The sequence below is a fragment of the Corynebacterium kroppenstedtii genome (assembly GCF_016894245.1).
Taxonomy (GTDB): domain Bacteria; phylum Actinomycetota; class Actinomycetes; order Mycobacteriales; family Mycobacteriaceae; genus Corynebacterium.
Genome location: NZ_CP069792.1, coordinates 1,456,652 through 1,479,536 on the forward strand (window position 1 = coordinate 1,456,652; position 22,885 = coordinate 1,479,536).

The window sequence follows — 22,885 nt, forward strand, 5'->3', positions numbered from 1 at the left end:
GCAGGCGATTTCACATTTGTTCCGCGATGCGTTAAATTATCTCTTGTCGCTGACGGAGACACGGTCTCCGTGCGACTGTCGCGGGGTGGAGCAGCTCGGTAGCTCGCTGGGCTCATAACCCAGAGGTCGATGGTTCGAATCCATCCCCCGCTACAAAACAAGCCCCCTATCGGCAGGTAATGCCGGTAGGGGGTTTTCGTCGCTAAGCGCTGCTGTCAATCGTGGCTTTGCGCAAGGCTCTCGATATAAATCTGCCGGTCACAGCAGGTGCGAAGAAGCTCGGGGCTATGGCTGATGATTAGAATCCCAATTCCGCCGTCGCGCGCCCAGGACGTCAGCATGGTCATCGTGTGCGCAGCTGTTCCCGGGTCCAGCATGGCGGTGACCTCATCGCACACGACAAAGTCCGGTTCGCTTGCCAACACACGCGCCAATATTGCTCGCTGGAGCTGGCCGTCTGAAACCTGGGAGGGGCGACGATCCAGAAGGTCCGGTGTCACCTGGACTTCCATCGCCGCTTCTTCGGCCGTCATTCCGTGGCTGGTTTCTTCGATGATTTGCCGCAGAGTGAACCGCGGATTGCACGCCTTCCGCGGCGACTGAAAGAGCATATTGATCTTTCCACGCGCCTGCCTCCGGCCCCCGATAACGGACGTAATATTCCGGATTTCCTCTCCGCCGCATGTCACGGTTCCGTGGTCAGCATCAAGCAGCCCACACATGATCCTGGCCAGCGTCGTCTTACCGGATCCTGACGGGCCTGCGAGCCCCACAATTTCTCCAGAGTGGATAGAAATATCCAGTTGGTTCAGAACGGGGATCGACGCTTTCTTGCCACTAAAGCTCTTCGTGATCTTCGACCCCTCCCACACTTTGGGATGCATTTTTCTTTCCGACGCTAACTTCGCGGGTGAGTTTTCGTGTGAACCGCGTGCGTCGTCATGCGAGGTGGACGAACCGTCGTGCGAAGCGGCGGACAGTGCTGCCGCTTCCTTCAGACGTGATTCGAAGGTGACGGAGTCGCCCAGGTCCACCAGCGAGGGAGGGAAGCCAGGGATCGGAACCATGCCGCCGGAGGGAAGCGCGGCAAGCAGAGCCCGAGTATATGGGTCATGAGGGTGGTCCAGGATTGTTGACGCTGCGCCTTGTTCCACAAAACGGGAGGCGTACATCACGCTTAAACGGTCGGCGATGCCAGCGTCCCGCAGTTCCGTTACATCGTGCGTGATTAAAAGGACCGCGCGGTCCGCGTCGGCAATATCTCGCAACAGAGAGAACAGGGAGGATTTCAATTCCGGGTCCAAGGAGGCCGTGGGCTCGTCGGCAATCACGACTTCGGGATCGCCGGCAAGGGCGAAGGCGACGGCTACTCGTTGGACCATTCCGCCGGAGAGCTCATGAGGATAAAGGTTTGCCACTCGGGTAGAGAGGTAAACCTGATCCAGCAGCGTCTCGATTTTCTGAGGTGCGTCGGCAGACGGGGTGAGCTCGGTGATCGTTTCTATGAGTTGGCTTCCGACTGTTCGGACCGGGGTGAGAAAAGTTGCCGCGGACTGCGGGATCAGGCCGACGTGGTGGCCGGCGAGGGGACTCGGCTTGTCCCGCCAATCGCCGTGCTTGGCGTGGTGGTAGGCAACCATGTCTTGGGACCAGCCCGGCGATGGCGACGATTCTTGAACAATGACCGTGCCTTCCACGTGGGCAGACGACGGCACCGTGCCGACGACGGTATTCGCGATGATGGACTTACCGCACCCGGATTCGCCGATCACCGCATGGACTTCACCTGGGCATACGGTGAGGGAAATGTCTGTGTTCGCATGAACCCAGCCACGGTCCGCATGGCCGCGACCGTGGAACCGCCCACGGTGGCCGGGGGCAGGAATTCTCACGCTCAGATGCCGGATGTCGACCGAGGGGATACGCCCTTGATTAGGGGTGAGAGTTTCGTCAAGGGGGGCAGACATTAGCTAGACCTTCCCTTCGCCATAGTCATTAACACGGGAAACTAGCGAGTGCCCGACGTTTGATACTGCTAACGAAAAAACGACGAGGAACAATGCTGGGAAGACCAGAATCCACCAGCTGCCAAGCAGTACTCCGCCTTGAGCATCGCGGAGGAGAGTGCCGAGGGCGGCTCTGTGTGCGGGAAGTCCGACCCCCAGGAACGACAAGGTCGATTCATGCCAAATCGCATGAGGGACTAATAGAATAAGTCCCACGACAGACTGGCTTAATGCAGCTGGGACAAGGTGGTGTCCGATTACCCACAGGTGACCACGTCCGCCGAGGTAAGCAGCTTGGATGTAATCCGAGTGTCTAATAGTGAGCACTTGCGCGCGGGTAATACGGGCGATAGGAATCCAGTGGGTGGCAACGAGAGCCAGCACGATCGCGGTGGCTGATCCTTTGAAAAAAGAGACCACAACAAGGACGAGAATCAGATGGGGTAGCGAATTCATTCCATCAACGAAACGCATGGTCAGGCGATCAAGGAATCCGCCGGCGAGAGCAGCGGTAACCCCAATTAACGTCCCAATTATCGCGGAGAACACAGCCGTGACGACCGCGATGATGAGCGAAATCCTCAGCGCCTGTGCGGTGCGGACGAATAGATCATGCCCGCCGGAATCAGTACCAAACCAGTAGTCCGAGCTCGGGGGACTATACGCATTGCCGAAACTAACGGTTGTTTGATCCTCCGGCAGGGCAACGGGAACGACGATCGCGTAGGCAACAATCACCGCAATCGTGAGCACTGAAATCCAGACGAGTGGTAACCCCGATGACCGACGCTTAAACAGACGCTTAAACATTGGCATCGACCCTCGGATCTGTGAGGACGACGCAGGCGTCGGCAAGCATGTTTCCGATTAGTACTGCGATGGTGATGAGGAGGGTCAGCGTCGATAACAACATGAAATCGAGGGATTTCGCGGAGTCGACCATCGCCTGGCCAAGGCCCGGCCAGCCGAAAATCGATTCGATAATGGTTGATCCGACAATGAGTTCCGGTAACCGAGATCCGATGAGCGCAAAGTACGAGGGTAATGACAGCGGAACGATGTGGTGCAGCATTACCGTGCGTCGATCAAGCCCACGGACACGGGTACCAGTCATTGCTTCGGATTGAATTGCTTCGCGAACGGAGGCTCTGAGGCTCAAAAGGAACCAGGGCAGCTGGCTGATTCCCAGGATGACTGCGGGGAGAGCGACATGGCGGAGAGTGCCAGCGAACGTAACAGGTTGTCCTGGATCTGTGAGCCCACCAGCAGGAGCGATAGGGATCCACAAACAAAAGACCAATAGAGCAACAAGGGCAAGGACAAAGGGGGGAGGGACTGAAGCAAAGTGGCGATAAACCCGGCGATTCGGTCGACAAGACCACCTTCACGAAGGCCAGCCACGACACCGAGCACGAATGAGACGACCAGAGTAAGGGTTAAAGCCAGCGCTCCCAGTAGAATTGACCACCCCAGACGCTGCGCTAGGACGTCGGCTACTGGCATGCGGTAGAACCGTGATGTTCCCAGGTCACCTGTGCAGACGCTGGTCACCCATGACCACCAGGAGGCGTACCAGGGGCCTCCAATGTTGAGGGTCCGGATCAGATCCTCACGTTGTTCGTCGGTTAAAGCACCGGCGTTGCCGTGGGTATAGGCTTCGAGCGGGTCGAAGGGGCTTAGCGATGCCAAGAAAAACATCGCGGCCGTGACGGCCAACGCGAGAAGCGGCAGGGAACAGATCCGGCGGAGCATAAGGATTCCTATGTCACGCCGGCGGCTGTGGCTAGACGCCGAGATCGATCGTCGACGATGGCGATCGGTCGGATTATCGATAGGCTTTTGACCTGGGGAAATTCGGCGCAGTCTCGGTGTAGACACGGTTTAGTTGTGCCATTCCTCAATGTTGTACCAAGGCCCGAACAAGGAGCCGTGGGAATGCGGTTCGACAATCTGGTCGCCAGTTTTCATGCCATGGCTATTGAGCACGTAGGAGTGAGCGCCGTACGTGAGTGCGAGCATGGCTGGCTTCTTCCGATACTCCTGTTGGACTTTTTTGTAGATCTTGTTGCGCTTGTCCTTGTTGGACTCGGATCGCGCCTGGTCCAGCAGCTTGTCGATTTCTGGATTGACGTAGTCCGACGCGTTATCCCACTTTGCCCCGACGCCATCGGCTGCATACTTCGAATGCAAAATATGATAGATCTGTCCGTCGATGGTGTAAGGCTCACCGCCGCCGCCCAGCATGACCGGCGTGGAGTTGTACACCTCTTCGGTCACCGCGCTGGAGTCCTTGGCCACCGGGTTGATCTGAATGCCAATGGCCTTCAGGTCCGAGGCTGCGGCGAGGGTTAAATCCTTTCGGGCGGCATCGCGGTTAGGGAAGTAGATAACATCCATTTCCGCCCGCTGGCCGTCCTTGACTCTGATGCCGTCGGATTCTTTAACCCAACCGGCGTCGTCGAGAATTTTTTCCGCCTTCTTTGTGTCGTGGGGGATCTCCGAATCTTTGTCGTAGGCATCGCCATAGGCGTCGGTGATGAAGGTACTGGTTGGGGTTCCGTGGCCTGCATAAATGTCGTCAATCATCTTTTGTCGATCGACGCTGAGGTTCATGGCCATGCGGATCGCGTCGTCACCGGCGACGGGGTGAGCAGCGGGAAGGGAGATGCCCCGCCAATCCAGGGAATCAATATGCTCCGCGGAAATGTCCTTGGATTTGGCGACGGTGTCGGCCAGCTTGGCTTCGAGCATAGTGCCATCGCCTTCGCCGACGCGCATCTGCTGCGCCCGGGTGTTGTCGTCGGTGTTGTGCCGGATGACGATCTTCTCGGTCTCGGGGGCATCGCCCCAGTAGCCATCGCGCGCCTCGAGGATCGCTTCATCTGGACGTAGAGAGGTGACCTTGTATGGGCCCGTTCCAATGGGATCTGAGTTAATCTTCATGTCCTCTGCCTTCGCCGGGTTGGTGAAATCGAAGGCTTCAGACGGAGCGATAGCTCGGTAGATGCGACGGTCGAACTCGGAATCAGGGTGCTTGAGGTGGAACTTGACGGCGTGGTCCCCGTCCGGTGTGACGTCGTCGATTGATTCAACTGCCGTGGCCTCTGTGGAGGCGAAGCGCGGATCGATGATCGCTTTATAAGTGGCGACGACATCCTCCGGCCCGAAGGACGATCCGTCCGAGAAGGAAATGTCTTTCTTCAACGGGACGGTCCATTCCGTCAAATCATCGTTGGATTTGGCTTCGCCATCGGCGAGCACCGGCTTCGGCTTGGAGTTTTTTCCTGGGGAAACACGGTAGAGCGAGTCGTAGATGTGGGACTCTCCGTTTCGTCCGTGTCCAAGAAGTGGGTTGTAGTTACCGAGCTTCATATTTTCCAGGACGACGAATTGCTTGGTGGATTTGTCTGAGCTTTCGCCGTCTCCGCCGGTGGACGGCGTTGAGCATGCTGAAAGGGCCAGGGAGAGGGATGCTACGGCGGCAAGTGCGGTGGTGAAGTGGCGGCTTCGTGACTTCTTCAGGGGAGAGCGGAAGCTGGGTGAGGAGTGAGTTCGGGACACGGCAGGTCTTTCGCAGGGGAGACATTGGAAATGAAAAGTGATGTGAGTTAGAGCATGCTAAGGAAGTTCCGCCTGGTCAAATCTTACCAACCACGTATGGGGGTGAAAATATAATTCGATAAAACATTAGGTTATGAACTAAAGTCCGATTTGCGAATTCGCAGGTCATTGGAGGTGTTAGCTGACGCATTAGGGCTTACAAGCCGCTGTAATTAGGGGAGTGTTCGTCGCTAGGTGGAGTCTCACTCTAAAGAAATCTCAGAAACCTGTTGACTTACTTAGGTAAGGCTCCAATACTTTTGTTTCTCACGTGATCCCTCGTAGAACTAATGCTCCCCAGGAAGAATTGTGAAAATACTGAATACGTCAAAACGTCGAGCTAGGAGGGCAATCCTCGCTAGTATCCTTGCCGCATCGATGGCTATAGCAGGGTGTTCGGGCCCGAATTCTGACAATGACTCCAAGGCGGATGAAAAGCAGTCTGTGAAAGACGTGATGGGCAGGACCGTTGAGATACCGGCTCACCCAGAGCGACTTCTATTCGGTGGTCAACGGTTGCTGTACACCACTGCACTACTCGATAAAGAAAATCCGCTTGAGAACATCGTCGCCTGGCCAGATGATCTCGAACAAAATGACATGGCTACATACAAGAAATACAGAGAGAAATTCCCAGATATAGCCAACATCACGAAGACTGGTGAAGTGTGGGACGGCTCGATGTCACTAGAGCAAGCTCTCCAGGCTCGTCCAGACGTCTTCGTCGTCAGTGCGGGAAGTTTTGATGCTGCCAAAGAAGCTGGGTTAATCGAGGGACTTGAGAAAGCCGGTGTGCCGACCGTCACGGTCGATTATTTCATCGATCCCGCGAAAAATACGGTTCCTTCGGTCACGTTGATGGGGAAACTCACGGGGCACACCGATGAAGCCAAGAACTACACGGATTTTTATCAGGAGAAACTCGATCGAGTTCAAAAACGTCTGAAGGACTCTAATCAACCGGCGACAGACACGTTCTTGTGGCGGGCACCGGGCTACTTTGATTGCTGTTCAACCTTCAATAAATCGAACTTGGCGACGTTAGTGAACGAAGCTGGTGGTAACAATCTTGGTGACAGCATGATTGATACTAAACAAGGGCAAGTCTCTCCCGAATCCCTCGCCGGGAAGAACCCAGATGTGATCGTGGCTACCGGTGCGGATTGGTCGCCAGATCGTTCACCCGTCAAGGGAAAGAAGTACGTGGCCCTTGGTTATGACGAACCCGCAGATAAGGCCAAACAACAACTTAGCGAGGTTGTCTCCAGTCAAGCTGCTGTTTCTCAGGTTGACGCCGTGAAAAACCACCGCACTTATGCCATGTGGCACCACTTTTACGATTCCCCTTACAACGTCATCGCCATTGAATGGATGGCTAAGGCGATGCATCCGGAACTCTTTGGGGACCTGGATCCTGATGCTGACATGAAGACGCTGCATGAGCAGTTCTTGCCTGTGAAATACTCAGGTACATTCTGGACTCAGTTGTCATGAGTTCAGTTGAGTTTGAGCCGTCGGTAGCCTCCGCCGTTAATGCCCTTTCTGACGACGAAATGGAAGAAGAACTTTATGCTGCTTCGTCTCGGAAAAAGCTTTTATTTATCGCAGTTCTGGCTGTCGCACTAGTCATTTTCACTGTCTGCGATTTCTTGATAGGCGGAGGCTCGATGCCTGCTTCCGATGCGCTATCGACACTTTTCAATCCTTCTCACTCACGGCCCATTGACTATCAGATAATTTGGGATATTCGCCTACCGATGACAGTAACTGCTGTGCTCGTGGGAGGAGCACTTGCAGCCGCCGGCGCCCAAATGCAAACAATTCTGGGAAATCCACTCGCGGAACCCTACACATTGGGCATATCCGCAGCGGCCAGCTTTGGCGCAGCGCTGGCAGTAGTTACCGGCTTCTCGGCGACCACGATCGGTGGAACACTGGGAATGTCTGGGGCTTCGTGGATCTTTGGGATCGCCGCGTGCGGAATCATCATCATCTTTTCTCGGCTGCGTGGAAGCGGAGCCGAGACAATGATCTTGCTTGGTATCGCGATCGTATTTTTCTTTGACGCGATGCTCGCTCTGATGCAGTACATGGCCTCTGAAGTGCAGCTTGAGCAAGTCGTTTTCTGGACCCTAGGCAGTTTAACGCGTGCGACGTGGCCGCAAATTGGAGTCCTCGCTGTTCTCCTAGTGATTTGCCTAGCAGGCTTTTACCGCAATGCGTGGGTCCTTACAGCCTTCAGGTTGGGCGATGACAGGGCAATGTCGATGGGCATCAATGTCCCTCGCGTCCGCAATGTAACTTTGGTGGCCGTTAGCTTATTGGCTGCGACGTCAGTTGCTATGGCCGGAACTATCGGTTTCATCGGGTTGGTTGGGCCGCATATCGCGCGAATTGTCGTTGGGGAGGATCAGCGGTACTTCCTGACCGCTTCCGTTCTGTCGGGCTCGGTGTTGCTGGTGAGCGCCTCGGTGTGCGCAAAGCTCATCCAGCCCGGGGTGATTCTTCCTGTTGGCATTATTACCGCAGTGGTTGGCGTGCCTGTATTCGTCGCCATTATTGCCTCCTCCCGAACGCGAAACTGGTCCTAGTAGAGGTATCGACCATGTCACATGAGCCAGCTTCTAGGAGTCGTCGTTTCAATACTCGATCTGTAACGACGATCGACGGTAAAGAAGAATTTTTCCAAGGACGCAACATCACCTTTTCCTATTCCGCTCGAGAAACGACTCCAACGCTTCAGGATGTCACGATCCCACCATGCTCCCCGGGAACCATCACGGCTTTGATTGGGCCGAACGGTTCAGGCAAGTCAACACTTTTGAGATGTCTAGCTGGGCTAGAGAAAAGCGAAGGAACAGTAATCGGGCCGAAGGCCTTGTATCTTCCGCAAGATCCTCCGCCTAAAAGTGCCTTAACTGTGTTTGAGACCGTTCTGCTAGCCCACCAACAAAGTCTTAAAGGATTCGCGGGGTTGCGCGTATCGCCGGAAACCCGCGCCAAAGTTCGAACTGTGCTCGCCACAATGGGGCTAGCTGAATTAGAGCATCGGCCGATGGGGCAGCTCTCGGGAGGACAACGTCAGCTTGTCAGCTGTGCGCAAGCCTTGATTCGGCGCCCTAAGGTTTTGTTACTCGACGAACCTACGAGCGCTCTGGACTTGAAAAACCAACTATCGCTACTGGAGTGGGTTCGTGATTATGCGGTGGCTACGCCAGCTGCAGTGGTGCTCACGGTTCATGACCTTACCCAGGCCGCCAGAATTGCTGACCAAGTAGTAGTCCTCGACCAGGGGAGAAACGTCGGCTCAGGCTTACCTGAGGAGACCATCACCGAATCCATGCTCGCCTCGGTGTATCGTGTCCGCTCTCATATCACTCGAGGGGAGGCGGGATTATTCATCGACGCCCTATCTCCGTTGACCTAGCCGGCCATTGCCCAGTCATTTCTTACTTTGCCTTACTTTGCGAATTCCCACCGAAATACATGCCGCTCCACCCGTTTTCCCCATCCCAAGGAAGGAAACCTCATGCCCGCTGTTGGAACGCCAGAACTTCGCTCTGATCGGAGTCTCCGTCTGCTGACTAGATCGGATTTAAAAGACATAGAGCTTGAACCGTCAAAGGTTATTGAACTTGTCGAAGACGGCTATCGTGCCTTGGATGAAGGACAATCTCGATGTCCTACGAAAATGATGATTGAATTACCAGTTAAAAGCCGGGATTCGATTGCGTTTTCGATGCTTGGCTTTGATGGTTATCGCGACCTTGTCGGCTACAAAACGTCGTATCGAAAGGGTGGCGATAATCCCGACCATTACTACACGACCATAACCTTGTACGACGATTCAACAGGTTTGCCGTATGCTTTGATGGACTGTCAGAAAGTAGGAGCACTCCGAACACCTGCGACGACTGCACTCATAGCCCGACAGTGCAGTAAACCCGATCCTCGGTCGGTGTTGATGCTGGGTACCGGAATTCAAGCCGTCAACACGTTGCCTTACCTGGCGACAGCGCTACCTTCCCTGTCCACATTCACGTTTCACGGAACACATGAAGGTGGCATCCACTCAACTCGCGAGCACTTTCGTAGGTGGTTTCCCGATCTGGACCTCAGGTTCGCTGAGGATGTTAAGGAGGCGGTTCAGGAATCTGACATCGTTGTAGTCGCTTCCGGTCGCGCATGTCATCCACCCATCCATACTGACTGGCTTCCCAAGGGTGGCCTACTCATTTCAGTGGCATCAAAGGGCGTAGCAGATGGGGCAGTTGCAGAAGCTGATCGTGTCGTGGCCACGAGTGAGGGGCAATATGCCTTAGTCGGAAAACGTCTACGCCAGGGTAGCAACCAGCTCGATGGCGTACTTCCAGAACTCATTTCATCAGGTCGAACCATCCGAAGTCATGCCGATGAAAAGGTGTTCGCTTTTAGTTCGGGGATGATTGTGACTGATATCCCAGTTGCTGATGAGCTTGCTATGAGGGCGCTGGCAGCTGGACGAGGGCGGGAGGTACGGCTATGGGATTAGCGGAACAAGCGGATCCACACCTGTGCCTCGAGCCCATGTTGGAAAGCTGGGAGGAAGAAGTAATAGACGACCCGCATTTCTTGTATTTTCTCCGCAGATTGTCTGGAAAACCGTTTCACCTTTTGCATCCGGCTACATTCAGTAAAAACTTAGCCGCATACATTGACGTCTTTGACCATCATGGAGTGGAAGGACACGTTCTCTTTGCACGAAAAGCCAATAAAGCCCAGTGCTGGCTTCATGAGGTAGCGCTCTCCGAACAGGGGTGTGATGTTGCGAGTGGGCCTGAACTCGTGGGTGCCCTAGCTGAAGGTATTGACCCGAGTCGGCTCACCATCACCGGGGCCGATAAAAGTGAAACCCTCATTTGGCTAGGTATACGACACGAGTGCCTTTTTGCGCTTGACTCTTTGGTTGAACTCGAACGTGTAAGAAAAATCGCCAGCCAAAGTTCTCGAGTTGCTCGGGTTCTTCTACGACTACGGCCTGATACTCAGCCGAACACAAGATTCGGTCTTTCGTTTTCTGAATGGCTGAGCCATGAAAGTGTGGCACAGCGTTTAACATCGAGTTTCCCATCGAAAGATTTTACTGAGAGAGTTTGCTTATCTATAGAGGGGGTTTGCTTCCATCTCGATGGCTACGACATAGACGAACGTGTACGCGCCATTCGCAAAGCCGTCGATCAGATTGCTGAGCTGCGACGACGAGGGCACTCCGCAGTCACCGTCGACATTGGGGGCGGCTTCACTGCTCCATATACAGGCCATGATGAGTGGGAGAGTTTTCAGAGCACGATAAGTACCGGGGATTACCACGCTGGGCGGGTCCCTTCAGGCACATATCCCTATGGTAATCCACTTCCTACGGGCTCCGCGATGTTGAGTTCAATCTTTGACAAAGTGGGCCCGGCCTTACGTGAGAACAGTATTTTCGTATGCATAGAACCTGGCCGTGGCCTTTTAGCTGGGGCTGGCGATACGGTCTTCTCCGTGCAAGGTGTCAAAGATCGGGTGAACTCGGAAATCGAACCTTGTCTCAATTCAGAACCGGGGGGATCAGTTAGTCTGCCCGACCCATATTCGCTCATCGTTGTGGATGGGCTATCGATGAGTCTGTCTGAGCAGTGGAAAGGACGGGAGTTTTCTCCCGATCCAACACTATGGCCTAGGGAATCGCGGCAGAGAGAACAACGATCAATCGGTAGCACAAAAACAAAGTCATGGCGCGCTGCGGTAGGGGGAGCGAGCTGCATGGAATACGACATGTTGACTTGGCGAAAGGTATGGTTTGACAGACCAGCAGAAGTCGGCGACCTGCTCATCTATCACAACACCGCCGGCTATCAGATGGATAAGAACGAGAGTCAATTCCACCAATTACCTTTACCCACCCGGTTCGTGCTCGAAGAGCTGTCCGAAGACGGCTTGTCACCAGAAAACATCAGTGTATCTGTGCCAACGTTCGGCCGTTTAGGTATTTCCAATTGGGCAGACCGGTGGACTTTACGAATTGATCGGCCATTAGTGGAGAGAGGCTGGCTATGAGCAATCGACCTGAAGATCAGAACCACCTGCTGCCGCCAAGTGGCTTAAGCTCAAGCCCCGTACGAAAAGTCCCCAAAGATTACAGCTTTCCTCGTTCGGTATGTGATCTTGTCGGCAGAACGCCGCTTCTCGAGCTAGCTAGGGTCGGCAACGGCAGTCGTCTGTTGATTAAGTTGGAGTGTTTTAATCCAACTGGATCGGCAAAGATTCGGATGGCTCTAGCCATGGTGCGCAGTGCTGAACGTCGGGGACAGATAAAACCGGGGTATACCATCGTTGAGCCTACTTCTGGGAATACCGGGCTAGGCCTGGCTATTGCTGCTGTTCAACTGGGCTATAAGTTCATTGGGGTGGTCGATTCCCACGCGGCGCCGTCGAAATTGGCAGCTATGAAAGCATATGGAGCGGAACTAATAGTTGTTGATGGGCCGTCAGATCGCCCCTCGACAATGCTCCGACGGAAGAAGGCCGAGGAGATTTGTTCCTCGTCCCCATATGTGTGGTGGCCTGACCAGCATAGTAATCCGAATAATCCTCTAGGCTACTCACACCTAGCTGAGGAATTGGATAGTGCTATTTCGGCCAATATCGACGTCCTGGTTGCTTCGGTGGGCACAGGGGGAACCCTTTGCGGAACGGCACGCCGTTTGCGTGAGCTAGGCCATTCATTAACCACGATTGGAGTCGAACCAGAAGGCTCGATCATATTTGGTCCGCCAGCTGGGTCTTACAAGCAAAGTGGAGCTGGAGCTCCAGGAGGGTTTCCGGTGGGCTGCAATGTCGATACGGAAGCTATTGACCAAGGTTTAAAGATAAATGATGTGAAAGCCTTCGCTACCTGCCGAGTCCTAGCACGTGAGAAAGGCCTGATGCTGGGTGGTACCTCGGGAGCAGCCATCTATGAGGCGCTGAGACAATTGCCGAGCTTTCCTGCTGGTACGACGATGGTAGTGATCGCCTGCGATGCCGGTGAAAAGTATCAAAATACGATATTTGATGACCGGTGGATGATTGCCAATAAATTATTGTCGGATATTGCAGAACACCAGGTTAGTGGAATGTTAAGGGCTTTTGAGACTCTATTGCCCTAGCTAACCGTCAGACAGCGAATCTGAATAGATATTGGTCTACGGCAGAGGGAGCTTTTGCGCGTGGGCTCTAAAGATCGTGTTGAAACAAGCTATGAGCTAAATAAGAATTCCGGTGAAAAAGAGCGCTTAGACGCCCAGACTCCTAGTTATCTGGAGATCTCTAGGCTTTCGTTGCCTATTGCTGGAGTTCAGCTAGCCACAGTTGCATTGACCTCGACCGATGTGGCCATGCTGGGCACGCTGAGTGTGGTGGCTATCGGAGCCGGCGGACTGGCGATGCAGTTCTATAACCAAATTCGGACTATGTGCGTCGGTATGGTTACTGCTAGCGGAAATAAGGTCGCTGAAGCAGTCGCAAAACTAGAGAACGCAGAGGCGCGAGGGGCAATCGATGATTCTCGCCGTGACGTTCTTAAAGCAGGAATTAGCAAGCAAGTACGCGTCTCATTCGAAGTAGCGACGGTCATATCTGCATTGGGTGCGATTATTGTTGCTCTTCTGGGGGCGAGTCTATTTGCTTTACCGGTCCATGGTGACACTGCCCGAATAGCTTTCGGTATGACGGTCGCTTTGGCCCCGGGACTGGTTCCAATGCTGTGGCTGAACGTGTTACGACAGTACGCGGTAGGGATGCGAAAGCCAGGATCGTTACTTGTTGTTACCCTGTGGTCAATAGCGGTCAATGCTGCGGTGAACTGGTTGATGGTGACCGTTGCCCCTACTACGGCCTGGGCTGTGGCCGGAATTGGTCTCTCGACTACGGTTGTCCAGGTTTTTACTTTGGTGGCATTTTCTCTCAAGATTCGAAAAGATCCTGATCTTGGTGACTACGTGGAATTTAGACCTCAAACAGGAGATATGACAGCAGCACGTGAGCTACTCCGTGTCGGGTGGCCTGTCTCCTTAACCTATGGTTCGGAAGCCGCTTTGACTACGATCGCTGGGATTGCAATGTCAATGGTTAGCCCGACGATGCTTGCAGCCCACACTGTCGTTAATCAGATCGCTTATATCGTGTATCAAGTTTGTATCGGGTTTTCTCATGGAAGTTCGATACTCGTGAGTAGGGGACTCCAGGCGAACCATCCGCGCGTTGTTATCACTGAGACCGTGCGTCGAGTGGCGATCCTTGTGGGTATCTACCTGGGCTTTATAGGGCTTGTATGGGCGACCTGTGGACGGTGGGTCGTCCGAATCTTTGCCTGGAAGGCAACTGACGAAGTTATGACCGTCGCAATAATCTTGATGTTCTTTGCCATCCTGCAGCAGTTCGCTAAGGGCTCCCAGAATGTTGCGGTAGGCCTTTTGCGGGGGCTGCGCGATACAAGTTCGGGGCTCAAAGCCACATTAATCGGATACTGGTGTGTGGGAATTCCTGCACTATTCATACTCGGATTAGGCCTCCGTTGGGAAGCGTACGGAGTTTGGCTCGGGTTGATCCTCGGCTTCGGAACGACGACGTTGCTGTTGATGCGCGTACTTCGTCGAAGGGTTCGGGTGCTCCCCGCCACGCAAAACTCAAGTTTGTGATGAAGGGCTTACGAGCATACCCACACTTTTTTAAAAACGTCCCACCTATCAGAAAAAACGCTGGTAGGTGGGATGTTTGGTCTGTGAAAACTCCCGCGACCTACTGATCGTCGCGCAAGTTGTTTCCAGCGGTCTCTCCACCGTCCAAGACGAAGGATCCACCGGATGCGAACGTAGATTCGTCGGAAGCTAAGTACACGATGAGCTGGGAGATTTCGGTCGGTTCGGCAGCGCGGTCTAGCGGAATCTGGCCGAAGCCGCGCTTGAGGTTCGCGGTCAACGGAGTATTCACGCTGCCGGGGTGGACAGAGTTGACTCGGATGCCGTACTTACCCAGGTCCAGAGCCGAGGTCTTGGTTAGGCCTTGAACACCCCACTTAGCGGTGGCGTAGGCCGCACGGTGTTTAAAGCCGACGAGCCCCGCGATGGAAGAAATGTTAATGATCGAGGAGGTTTCCCTCTTCTTGAGCTCCGGAACCGCAGCCTTCATGCCGTAGAACGTCCCGGTGAGGTCGATGGCCAGGGTCAGGTCCCAGTCCTTCAGCGAAGCCTCTTCCACGTCGCCTGCGGTGAAAACCCCGGCATTATTGACCAAAACATCCAGGTGTCCGAAGGCCTCTACGGTTTTCTCCACTGCCTCGGTCCAGTTATCGAAATCGGTGACATCGAGGTGGACAAAAACAGCTGTGCCGTCGCCGTACTTCTCGTTGAGGTCCTTGGCGAGCTCGGTGCCCTTGTCATCTGCGATATCTGCCAGGGCTACCTTGGCTCCCTGCGAAGCCAATACCCGGGCGTGGGACTCACCCATGCCCGAGGCAGCTCCGGTGATCAGTGTGACTTTGTCTTGAACGCGTCCTTGTTTGGTATCCATACCCTTACCGTAGGCTCTTTACCCACATGATGGACATAGCAACTATCTGTTTGTCGCCCCCGAAAGTAGTGAACTCCGGGATTATTGTCTTATGCTGCCGGCGGGCAAATCGGTGGTACATCTTTCTTTCCACTTGCCCACTGCTTGAGTGCAGCGACGAACGCATTGGTATACCCCACCGTGGCGTTCCCGCGCGGGTGTATCTCATCGCTCGCGAGTTCACTTACGTGGTCGTCGGCGTACGCACACCAGTCAGCTGCGTAGACGTTCGGGTATTTCTTGGCGGCGTCGACAACTTGTTGTTGAGCGTTTTGCATGTACCAACGGTCGCCATAGGGCATCGCGATAACGATGGTATGTTTCGGTCCAATCGCCTTTATAATCTCGTCCAGCTGGCCGGGGAAGGCTTGTCCATTCGTACCGAACCCTAGGAAGACGAACTGACGCAGCGCGTCCTGGGCTTTGAGGTCGGCTATGATCGCGGGAGCTGCCTGGTAGTGGCGGGATACCTCGGCGTTGATGTCTATACCGGGAAAGCGCTTTTGTAGCTCGGCTTGGGAAGCGAGCATGACGGAATCCCCAATCGCGTTGATATTTGTCCCGTCTTTAGGCACGTCATGTGTAACGACTTTTGGAGCCGGTTTGACAGCACCCCGCTCGGAGCGGTTTTCCGCCTGTAAGCGCTCTAATTCGGATTCCAGCGCAGTTCCGTGGTTAGTGTTGTGAATAGCTAGACCTGTGAAAACACAGCACAGGATCATAGCTGCCGGCACCATCGCGCCGCCGAACCGCTGCTGGTTGGTGGAACGTTCTCCGAAAATTGCGTAGCTCAGTTTGCGTGTACTTTCAATGAACCCGTACCGGCGAATCGGTGTCTCAATGAAGCGGAAGCTCAGCTCAGCCGCGACTAACGAAATCACGATCGCGATGAGCCCCGTGATCCATTTCTTCCGTCCCCATTCATAATCCTGGAACAGTGATACGACGAACAGGTTGGCCGGGACGTGCCACAAATACAGCGAGAACGAAATGAAACCGAGGTGGCGCAAAACCTTGTTCCGGAAAATCGCCGCTACCGGGCCATTGTTCCGGACGACAGATGCAATGATGATGGCGACGATCAAGGAACTGCTGATGAGGCCGCCTCGGTACGTGAAGGTGTCTTGGTCACCAAGCCAGAAGAAGTAGAAGATCTGCACCGCGAGCGCGGGGATAGCCAAAAGACTTAAGATCCGCCCATGTTGCAGGAGCCCCTCGCGGTATCCCCAGGTGTCGCCACGTTTTTCGGTTGACGACGAAATGGTGATCGACGCCAAAGCCGCGCCGATGAGCAGCCCGAATGCGTGGGTGTCGGTGCCGTAGTACACGCGGGTTGCGTCGTGTCCGGGGTCGACAATGATGGCCATCGCTAGCGCAGACACAACGGCACCCAGGAGGGCCAGTTTCCCGATTAACCGCGGTGTTTTGCGTAAGATCACGAGCAATAGTGAAACGATGAGCGGCCAAATGATGTAGAACTGTTCCTCAACCGAGAGGGACCAGTAGTGAGCGAAGATCGGCAGCTCAGACTGTGCGAAATAGCTCTGCGAGTGGGCGATCTGAACCCAGTTGTTCACAAAGAGTGCCGACGACCAGAACTGTCTGCCCAGGTTCACATTGACGTCGCCGCCGATTACTCCCGCGATAGCTGCGCAAATGACAAGCGTGCTGATGGCCGCGGGGGCAATACGCCTTACGCGGCGTATCCAGAAGTTCTTAAGGCTAATGGTGCGGGAATAAACGAATTCCCGAAGCAGCAGGGATGTGATGAGGAATCCACTGAGTACGAAGAATACGTCGACGCCCAGATAACCGCCGGGGAGTACGTTGCCGAAAAGGTGGTAAATCACCACCGAGATAACAGCGAGCCCACGGAGCCCATCAATCCCGGGGACATGTCTAATCCCTGTCGGAGCGCCCTTGGTTGACGTCTTTCCTGCGGTGGAAGTCTTGCCTCCGGCTGGGCTGGGCTGCGATGCCGTGGGACGGCCTTCACCCTTCACTCGGGTCGTGGCCGCTTGTTGTGGCGCGGCCATGGTTTGAGTTCTAGCCGCCGGTGTTTCTGTTTGATGAACCGACGACGGGGTGGTGGACCCTCCCGCGCGCGATGACTTCTTCCCGCGTCCTTTGCCGGATTGTCCTTTGCCGGATTTGCGGTCCGACCGTGGTTCGATCCGCTGCGGCCGGGCAGTGCCCTGTGTAAATCGCGATATTCCGGTGGCCCGTGGGACCTCGACGGAGACATAATCCGCTTTAGACGGTCGCGGAGGGGCAGGCGACTTTCGGCTTATTTCGGGAGCATCTCCCTCAGATACCTTCTCTGATCCTGAATCCTCCGCACGTTCTTGTGGAGCCGTAGCATCTTTTTGCGAAGCCCTCGCGTCTTCATCGGCAGTATGCGCCTGTGCGGCGTGCGCTTTGTCTCGCGTGGCGTCCGTTTTACGTTGCGCCTTGTCCGCTTTGCCCTTTACCGGAGCACTGCCTGCTTGCTTGGTTCGGATCGCTTGTGCCGATTTTTTATCCGACGAACCCCCTGGTTGGGTATCGCGTTTCTCAACGGAGCTTAATGGGCGTGCTGTTGCCCCCGACACCTGCGGTTTCGGGCGTCGCAATGAAAGCCGCGGAGCACTACCAACCTCTGATTGCCTATGTGATCGTGTCAGCGAAGATCCCACAGCACGATTGCGTCCAACATTTTTCTTCCCGACGGAACCTGCGCCCGTGATCCCGGACGTTCCCGAAGGAGTAGTCCGCGCGTCAGCTAAACGACGAGCACCGGCCGGAGCACGGCCGACGTGCCGAAAAGATGGTGTGTCACTCTCACGGGTTGAACTCTGCGACTCCGAGGTGCGACGTCGCGCACTCACGGGCGTTGACGTGCGGGAAGCAAAAAAATGCGTCTCTACACCGGCGTGATCGTCGTTCCGGCTGTCACGGCGTCGAACCTCACCACGGCCTTGCCGCTCGCCGTTGTTACTTGCGCGTCTGGTTTCGTCAGCAGCCCCGTCGTCAGGCGTCGTCGATTGTTGTGATGAGGCCGATGAACCACTTTTTGCTGAACCGGACGAGCGTGTCGTAGACGATCCAGCCTTGGACGACCCAACCTCGGACGATTCCGTCGCAAGGGTTCCAGATGACGCGGTCGCGGAGGAATCGGAGGGCGCGCTCGCGGATGAAGTGGAAGAACCGGAATGACCTGGCTTAGGATCGGACTGCTGAGCCGTTGCGGGCTGGCTAGGTCTCGGAGAGTTACCGATGGTGGAGCCAGACTTCAGCAGAGAACTTCCCTGTTGAGCAGCGGATTGCACCGCTTGTGCCGCTCGGCGGGTGGCTTTGCCCAAACCTGCAGGTGAGAGTTTTGGAAGACGCATTCTAGGTTTCGTTTAGCTCGTGAGTGAGATGGCAGAGTGCAAAGTCTAACGCACTTTGGCCGCTGACCACATACGCGCCGATAGGGCCATGTTGCCGTAAATGACCCCGTCGGAACGGGAGACGGATTTGATCGTAGCCCCCTTCAGAAGCAGCCTCGTGCATCTTCAATGTCGCGTTGTCACAATGTTATTAATTTGTTGCATAGAAGATAGGGGAATGCTGTGAACAGAGAGATATACTGAGCTTGTCGCAGCATAGGGTATTCCCTGTGTAGCCATGTTTTCTGGACTTATTCCAGTGGTTTTCGGTCCGCTATATACGGACATGTACAGCAAGGATGTCGTTATGTCTTTGGTTAACTCAGTAAGTCGTGCTGGTTTAGCAGTGCTCGCCTCGGCGGCGTTGTGTGTCGGTGTTGGTGGGGCAGCTCATGCATCAGACGCGCCGACGGATACCTCGGCAGATAATCCGGCCGCTTCCGAGTCACCGATAATTAACGACGCTGACCCCGACACTGCAGCTACGGCATCCGATGCTGCACCTTCGGCGGAGTACGGCCTTTTCGATGACATTGTCGCTCAGACCGGAATGGCTGGCGAGCACCGAATTCAAGGCGTTTATTTCCCCTCCCCATCGGCACCCGCTGAGGCGGTGGAGCTCGCTAAACAGGGAATTTCCCTTTACGGCCCGGGAACCCCCGTGTTTGTTGGCAACGCGATTTGTACAGTCACTGCAGCCGGCCACGACTCTAACGGTCGGGCTATGGCTATTACTGCTGGGCACTGCGGACCAGCCGGAAGTCCAGTGACCTCGATGGACTCGCAGGATGTCGGAGTTTCAGGCACCGTCGTCCGCACCAGCGAGAACCCGAAGTATTCTGTTATTGAGCTCAAAGACAATGCCCGTGTGAGCTCCTCCTATGGACAGGTCACTGCCGACGGCATTGGTGGCGGCGGTGTCGCGCCTGGCGTGCAATTATGCAAGAACGGTATTTCTACCGGCTGGACATGCGGACAGGCGTGGGAGGCTCCCGCAGATTCGCACTATCTCACGCAAGTGTGCGCAACGCACGGCGACTCTGGTGCCCCAGTTCTGCTCGGGAACCGGATTGTTGGACTTGTTGAAGGAAGCCCGGGGCCGATTTCCTGTCGTTTCCCAGCGCAGGGTTCTCTGTTCACGCCGACCGATGTTATTGACATGCAGGCCGTGTTGAATTCACTCAACGCAACGGCCGGCCCTGGAAACGGATTCCGCCTAGGGTAGCAGCGTGGTGAACCGCGCTGGGCTAACCCTGATTAGTTAACCGGCGCTGAACAGTCTCGTGGAGAAGTCCGTTGGTGGCCAGAGCATCGCCACCATGCGGGCCGTGTTCACCGGCAAGGGACGTAAACGTTCCGCCAGCTCCCTCGACGACGGGCACCAGTGCAGCTAAATCCCACAGCGACACTTCCGGCTCCGCGGCGATATCGACGGCGCCCTCTGCCACCAGGCAGTACGAGTAAAAATCGCCGAATCCTCGCAAGCGCCAGGCGTCGTCGGTGAGAGATACGAACACATCGAGCAAGCCTCGATCCTTCCACCCCTCAAGCGACGACATGGAGATCGAGCTATCGCCCACATCGCTGACCGTGGAAACGCACAGTTGTCGCAGGGCGCCATTGGGCGTTGCACCATTACCCAGAGCCCAGGCGGCTTCACCAGTGACGCCAATCCACTTGCGTCCGAGAGCAGGTGCGGACACGACACCGACTTGTGGGTATCCGTCCACCATCAACGAAATGAGCGTCGCCCATACGGGGACCCCGCGGACATAGTTCTTCGTCCCGTCGATTGGGTCAATCACCCACTGGCGGCCCGATAGTACCGGCTCGCCCCCGAACTCTTCCCCAAGGACCTCGTCATCAGGGCATTCCGTGCTCAAGAGGCGACGGAGGGTGCGCTCGGTGTCCAAGTCCGCGTCGGACACCGGGGTCATGTCGGGCTTAGCGTTGACCTGAAGCTCAGTGGAGAGGAATCGCTTCATCGTGATCGCGTCGGCGGCATCAGCGAGCCGAAGCGCGCGGTCAACGTCATCGCCATATGCACTGCTTGACCACGGCCGTGGGGTCGCATTGGCAGTACCCGCATGATCGCCCTCGTCGGCAATAAATGAAGTAGATGAACTAGCCCCATCCGCATGGAGCGTGTGCTCAATCGTATCGACAATTCCCTCAGGCCCAGCGATCGACCAGGTCACGCCTTGGGCATCAACGCGGCGGGTCGTTCCCCCGACACCTTCGACCAGCGCTTTCCCCGGAAGCCAATCCCATGATTTCACCGAGTGCTGAATCCACGCGCCGAGTTCACCATGTGCCACCGACGCCAAATCGACCGACCCAGACCCCAACATCCGCACACTGGCGAACTCTTCGACAACACCCATCCACGCGGAGCTAATATCCGGCTGCTTCATAAAAGTGGGGTGCAAATATGTGCCCAAGCATTCGTGATCTGCCGAGTGAGCCGTGGAATCAAGCCGGGGCAGCGCTTTATCATCCAGAGTGGTGGGAATGGAGGGGCCGCCGATCCAGGTATATCCCATTGCCGGGCGGTGGACGGCTCCCAAAATCAGCCGATCAGGATTCTCGGCAACGGCTTCGGGGGTGTCATCACCTCCTTCCACCAGCGCAATCGCAGAACACCAGTAATCTGATCCGCGAGTGAAGTTGTAGGTCCCATCGACGGGATCGATCACCCACACCCGGCCAGACTGTGAGGGGCGCGACGCTCCTTCTTCACCGACGACCCCATCGTCGGGACGTAGTAATTCCAGTACCTCAGCGACAAATTGTTCCGCCGCCCGGTCAGCTTCGGTCACAACGTCGGACACCGACGTTTTGTACTCCGTGGCCAACCCGCCGCGAGCCTGCTTTCCTTCGCGTAAACGCCACGCCAGGCGCCCAGCGTTGTACACGATGTCCCGTGCGAGCCGTTGGTCATCCACCCCCTCGCGGGCGATGGCGAAGGTTTTAGCCAGCGCGCTGACCATCTCCGTCATGGTGTGCGGTACCTGCTCCTCCGAAGAATCCATACTCTTATTGTGCACTACCTCTATGACACACTGTTAGGATTACCCACGTGAATCCGGACGTTTCTCAAGATCTCGAAGACCTCAATTCCACCCTGACGACCATTGAAAAAGTGGTGGACGTCGATGACCTCAAGGATCAGGTACGCGAACTTGAAGCCCAGGCGTCCGATCCCTCCTTGTGGGATGATCCTGATCACGCCCAACAGGTGACGTCGAAACTGAGCCACGTGCAAGCGCAGATCAAAAAAGTCACGGCGTTACGCCAGCGCGTCGACGACATGCCGGTGATGTATGAGCTTGCCGACGACGCCGTCGAGGCGGGGGATACTGACGCTGCTGACGAAGCGCGAGAGATGGCTGATAGCGAGCGCGAAACCTTGCGCCACGAGATTGAATCCCTCGAGGTCCAGACGATGTTGTCGGGGGAATACGATGAGCGTGAGGCCGTCGTTAATATCCGGTCAGCTGCAGGTGGTGTGGATGCCGCGGACTGGGCGGAAATGTTGATGCGCATGTACACGCGGTGGGCGGAACAGCATGGGCATAAGATCGACGTGTTCGATATTTCGTATGCCGAAGAGGCTGGCATTAAGTCGGCTACATTCATTGTGCATGGCGATTACATGTATGGTCAGCTATCCGTTGAACAGGGAACGCACCGCCTCGTCCGAATAAGCCCATTCGACAACCAGGGGCGTCGGCAAACATCGTTCGCTGAGGTTGAGGTTCTACCGGTAGTGGAAAAAACCGACCATATAGATATTGACGACAATGACGTCCGGGTTGATGTGTACCGATCATCGGGTCCGGGTGGGCAGTCGGTGAATACGACCGACTCGGCGGTGCGGTTGACGCATATCCCGACGGGGATTGTTGTGACGTGCCAGAACGAGAAATCCCAGATCCAGAACCGGGCGTCGGCTATGCGGGTGTTAGCTGCGAAGCTCTTAGAGCGGAAGCGTGAAGAAGAGCAAGCAGAAATGAATGCGCTGAAGGGGGATGGCTCCAATTCATGGGGGAACCAGATGCGCTCCTATGTGCTGCATCCCTACCAGATGGTGAAGGATTTGCGCACGAATTTTGAGGTCAATGATCCGTCGAAGGTGCTGGATGGTGACCTGGACGGGTTCCTGGAAGCAGGGATTCGTTGGCGAATGGCTCAGCAGCATGGACAAGACAATAACTAGCTTTCCCACATGATTCACATTCACAACAAGGGTTACCAATT

At 55.4% G+C, this 22,885-nt stretch carries 16 protein-coding genes, 1 tRNA gene and 1 pseudogene; 10 read left to right on the forward strand and 8 right to left on the reverse strand.

Annotation, left to right across the window (positions count from 1 at the left end; translation table 11 throughout):
* Nucleotides 1–79 precede the first annotated feature (79 nt).
* A tRNA-Met gene (locus I6J23_RS06350) sits at nt 80–153 on the forward strand.
* 62 nt (nt 154–215) lie between these two features.
* On the opposite strand, the gene I6J23_RS06355 is transcribed toward I6J23_RS06350, so the two are convergent.
* The 4 genes from I6J23_RS06355 to I6J23_RS06370 all read right to left on the reverse strand — a co-directional run bounded on the left by I6J23_RS06355 (nt 216) and on the right by I6J23_RS06370 (nt 5,567).
* Complete coding sequence (locus tag I6J23_RS06355) at nt 216–1,967, reverse strand: ABC transporter ATP-binding protein (protein WP_204581359.1); 1,752 nt, start codon at nt 1,965–1,967, stop codon at nt 216–218.
* Nucleotides 1,968–1,970: 3 nt separating this feature from the next.
* Nucleotides 1,971–2,816 (reverse strand): ABC transporter permease, encoded by an 846-nt coding sequence (locus I6J23_RS06360; protein WP_204581360.1) that lies wholly within the window; start codon nt 2,814–2,816, stop codon nt 1,971–1,973.
* On the reverse strand, nt 2,809–3,306 hold the full coding sequence (locus tag I6J23_RS10725) for an ABC transporter permease (RefSeq protein WP_343287134.1): 498 nt from the start codon (nt 3,304–3,306) through the stop codon (nt 2,809–2,811). The genes I6J23_RS06360 and I6J23_RS10725 overlap by 8 nt, the downstream gene beginning before the upstream one ends.
* A gap of 581 nt (nt 3,307–3,887) precedes the next feature.
* Nucleotides 3,888–5,567 carry an ABC transporter substrate-binding protein gene (locus I6J23_RS06370; RefSeq protein ID WP_204581361.1) on the reverse strand — a complete coding sequence of 560 codons (1,680 nt, stop codon included), beginning with the start codon at nt 5,565–5,567 and terminating at the stop codon, nt 3,888–3,890.
* 348 nt (nt 5,568–5,915) lie between these two features.
* Here I6J23_RS06370 and I6J23_RS06375 point away from each other — a divergent pair, with 348 nt between their 5' ends.
* The 7 genes from I6J23_RS06375 to I6J23_RS06405 all read left to right on the forward strand — a co-directional run bounded on the left by I6J23_RS06375 (nt 5,916) and on the right by I6J23_RS06405 (nt 14,305).
* A complete protein-coding gene (locus tag I6J23_RS06375; RefSeq protein WP_236881191.1) occupies nt 5,916–7,100 on the forward strand; it encodes an ABC transporter substrate-binding protein in 1,185 nt (394 codons plus the stop codon).
* Nucleotides 7,097–8,197 carry a FecCD family ABC transporter permease gene (locus I6J23_RS06380; RefSeq protein WP_204581362.1) on the forward strand — a complete coding sequence of 367 codons (1,101 nt, stop codon included), beginning with the start codon at nt 7,097–7,099 and terminating at the stop codon, nt 8,195–8,197. Before I6J23_RS06375 ends, I6J23_RS06380 begins: the two co-directional genes overlap by 4 nt.
* Before the next feature lie 14 nt (nt 8,198–8,211).
* Nucleotides 8,212–9,033: an ABC transporter ATP-binding protein gene (locus I6J23_RS06385; RefSeq protein ID WP_204581363.1), complete on the forward strand. Its 822-nt coding sequence runs from the start codon at nt 8,212–8,214 to the stop codon at nt 9,031–9,033.
* Nucleotides 9,034–9,135: 102 nt separating this feature from the next.
* The gene (locus tag I6J23_RS06390; RefSeq protein ID WP_204581364.1) at nt 9,136–10,137 is read left to right on the forward strand and encodes an ornithine cyclodeaminase; all 1,002 of its coding nucleotides are present in this window, start codon (nt 9,136–9,138) and stop codon (nt 10,135–10,137) included.
* A complete protein-coding gene (locus I6J23_RS06395; RefSeq protein ID WP_204581365.1) occupies nt 10,128–11,684 on the forward strand; it encodes a Y4yA family PLP-dependent enzyme in 1,557 nt (518 codons plus the stop codon). Before I6J23_RS06390 ends, I6J23_RS06395 begins: the two co-directional genes overlap by 10 nt.
* Nucleotides 11,681–12,775, forward strand: coding sequence for a PLP-dependent cysteine synthase family protein (locus I6J23_RS06400; RefSeq protein ID WP_204581366.1), 1,095 nt, complete (start codon nt 11,681–11,683; stop codon nt 12,773–12,775). Before I6J23_RS06395 ends, I6J23_RS06400 begins: the two co-directional genes overlap by 4 nt.
* 60 nt (nt 12,776–12,835) lie before the next feature.
* A complete protein-coding gene (locus tag I6J23_RS06405) occupies nt 12,836–14,305 on the forward strand; it encodes an MATE family efflux transporter (RefSeq protein WP_239454856.1) in 1,470 nt (489 codons plus the stop codon).
* A gap of 100 nt (nt 14,306–14,405) precedes the next feature.
* On the opposite strand, the gene I6J23_RS06410 is transcribed toward I6J23_RS06405, so the two are convergent.
* Together I6J23_RS06410 and I6J23_RS06415 are read right to left on the reverse strand one after the other, a co-directional pair.
* Nucleotides 14,406–15,176 (reverse strand): SDR family oxidoreductase, encoded by a 771-nt coding sequence (locus tag I6J23_RS06410; protein WP_046202622.1) that lies wholly within the window; start codon nt 15,174–15,176, stop codon nt 14,406–14,408.
* A gap of 89 nt (nt 15,177–15,265) precedes the next feature.
* Nucleotides 15,266–18,586 carry an acyltransferase family protein gene (locus I6J23_RS06415; protein WP_204581367.1) on the reverse strand — a complete coding sequence of 1,107 codons (3,321 nt, stop codon included), beginning with the start codon at nt 18,584–18,586 and terminating at the stop codon, nt 15,266–15,268.
* A 346-nt stretch (nt 18,587–18,932) separates the two neighbouring features.
* Between I6J23_RS06415 and I6J23_RS06420 the strand changes: the two genes are divergently transcribed.
* Nucleotides 18,933–19,850 (forward strand): trypsin, encoded by a 918-nt coding sequence (locus I6J23_RS06420; RefSeq protein ID WP_204581368.1) that lies wholly within the window; start codon nt 18,933–18,935, stop codon nt 19,848–19,850.
* Nucleotides 19,851–19,872: 22 nt separating this feature from the next.
* Here I6J23_RS06420 and I6J23_RS06425 read toward each other — a convergent pair whose 3' ends face one another.
* Nucleotides 19,873–20,610: an inositol monophosphatase family protein gene (locus I6J23_RS06425; RefSeq protein ID WP_204582962.1), complete on the reverse strand. Its 738-nt coding sequence runs from the start codon at nt 20,608–20,610 to the stop codon at nt 19,873–19,875.
* A gap of 150 nt (nt 20,611–20,760) precedes the next feature.
* A pseudogene (locus tag I6J23_RS06430) lies at nt 20,761–21,657 on the reverse strand (inositol monophosphatase family protein); the annotation flags it as partial.
* A gap of 47 nt (nt 21,658–21,704) precedes the next feature.
* Between I6J23_RS06430 and prfB the strand changes: the two are divergent.
* On the forward strand, nt 21,705–22,844 hold the full coding sequence (gene prfB, locus I6J23_RS06435; RefSeq protein ID WP_204581369.1) for a peptide chain release factor 2: 1,140 nt from the start codon (nt 21,705–21,707) through the stop codon (nt 22,842–22,844).
* The last annotated feature ends 41 nt before the right edge of the window (nt 22,845–22,885 follow it).